The organism is Streptomyces sp. OR43 (genome assembly GCF_008042275.1).
GTDB lineage: Bacteria > Actinomycetota > Actinomycetes > Streptomycetales > Streptomycetaceae > Streptomyces.
On record NZ_RDBK01000106.1, the window covers coordinates 1 to 1,857 of the forward strand.

Annotated in this window: 2 protein-coding genes; both read left to right on the top strand. The window is 74.4% G+C overall.

The features are described 5' to 3' along the window. Positions 1 to 458, top strand: a 458-nt coding sequence (locus EAO72_RS41185) for a Zn-ribbon domain-containing OB-fold protein (RefSeq protein ID WP_187285456.1), incomplete at its 5' end; no start/stop codon positions are given. Then, positions 458 to 1,857: acyl-CoA dehydrogenase family protein (locus EAO72_RS41190; RefSeq protein ID WP_410090568.1), on the top strand; the 1,400-nt coding region annotated here is incomplete at its 3' end. The genes EAO72_RS41185 and EAO72_RS41190, both read left to right, overlap by 1 nt.

Genomic DNA, 1,857 nt, shown 5'->3' on the forward strand with positions numbered 1-1,857 from the left:
CAGGCAGGGCGGGKGCGGSGGGCACGGCCGCGGCCGTGCCCCCCGCACCCGCCCTGCGTCCGCGCCCCGCCGTCAACCGGGACAATGCCTTCTTCTTCGAGGGCGCGCGGCAGCACCGGCTGCTCATCCAGCGCTGCACCGTGTGCTCCGTACCGCGTCACCCCCCGGGTCCGTGCTGCCCGGAGTGCGGCTCCCTGGAGTGGGACACCGTCGAGGCCGGCGGACTCGGCCACGTCTACAGCTTCGTCGTGAACCACCATCCGCGGCACCCTGCGTTCGACTCCCCGTACCTCGTCGCCGTCGTCGAACTCGCCGAAGGCACCCGCCTCATCACCAACCTGACCGGCATCGCCCCCGACGAGGTCACCATCGGCATGCCCGTCGTCCTCGACTGGCTCGACGCCGACCCCGACCTGACCCTGCCGGTGTTCCGGCCCGCCCCGACGGAGGCGCCCTGATGGATTTCTCCCTGGGAGAAGAGCTCGAAGCGGTGCGTGACCTGGCCCGCGAGATCTTCGCCGACCGTGTCACGCCCGAGCGGCTGCGCGAGGTGGAGACCTCGGCGAGCCGCGTCGACGAACCGCTGTGGGCGGACCTCGTCACGGCGGGGCTGCTCGCGGCGGTCCTGCCCGAAGAGGACGGCGGAGCCGGCCTCGGGACGGCGGGCCTCTGCGTCCTCCTGGAGGAGCAGGGCCGGTGCGTGGCCCCGCTGCCGCTGTGGCCCGCGCTGACCGGGGCGCTCACCGTCGCGGCGTACGGCACCGGGGCGCAGCGGTCGCGGCTGCTGCCGGACCTCATGAACGGCACCGGCCGGCTGACCGTCGCCCTGGAGGAGTTCGGCCCCGCCGAGCCCCTGGCGCCCCGCACGGCCGCGGTCGCCGACGGACCGGAGTGGCGCCTGACCGGGGTCAAGGCCGTGGTGCCGGCTCCCGCCGGAGCGCGCCACGTCCTGGTGACCGCTTCGACGGGGGCCGGGCCGGGGCTCTTCCTCGTCGCCTCGGACGCCCGGGGCGTGAGCTGGGAGGCCGCGGAGACCACCAGCCACGACATGAGCGCCCACCTCACGCTGCTCGACACCCCGGCGGAGCCGGTCGGCACGCCGGGTGACGGGGCTGCCGCGCACCTCGTGCGGACCGCCTCCATCGCCCTGGCTGCCGTCCAGACCGGCGTGGCCGAAGGAGCGCTGGGCCACGCGGCCGGGCATCTGCGCGACCGGGAGCAGTTCGGCCGTCCGCTGGCCACGTTCCAGGCCGTTCAGCACCAGCTCGCCGACTGCTACATCGACATCGAGGCGATGCGGGTCACCCTCTGGCAGGCCGTCGACGCGACCGCCGAACCCTTCGACGAGGCCGGCGCCGACCGGGCCGCGCTGGTCGCCAAGTGGTGGGCCACCGAAGGGGGTCTGAACACCGTCCACCGCGTCCAGCACGTGCACGGAGGCATCGGCGTCGACACCGACTACCCGGTGCACCGGCACTTCCTGTGGGGCAAGCAGATCTCCACCACCCTGGGCGGCGCGGGCGCCGAGCCTGATCCGGATGGCCTTGACGACGGAGGCGGGGCCGGCCCAGCCGGTGACGTACCGGTCGACGAGCCCGTTGCTGGTCAGGATGTTCATGAAGATGTCCTCGGAGCCGCGTTCCCGCGCCAGTTCGGGGTCGTGGTGGACGTCCTGGTGCTTCGACGGACGGGGGCCGGGCCGGGGCTCTTCCTCGTCGCCTCGGACGCCCGGGGCGTGAGCTGGGAGGCCGCGGAGACCACCAGCCACGACATGAGCGCCCACCTCACGCTGCTCGACACCCCGGCGGAGCCGGCACGCCCGCCGGGTGACGGGGCTGCCGCGCACCTCGTGCGGAC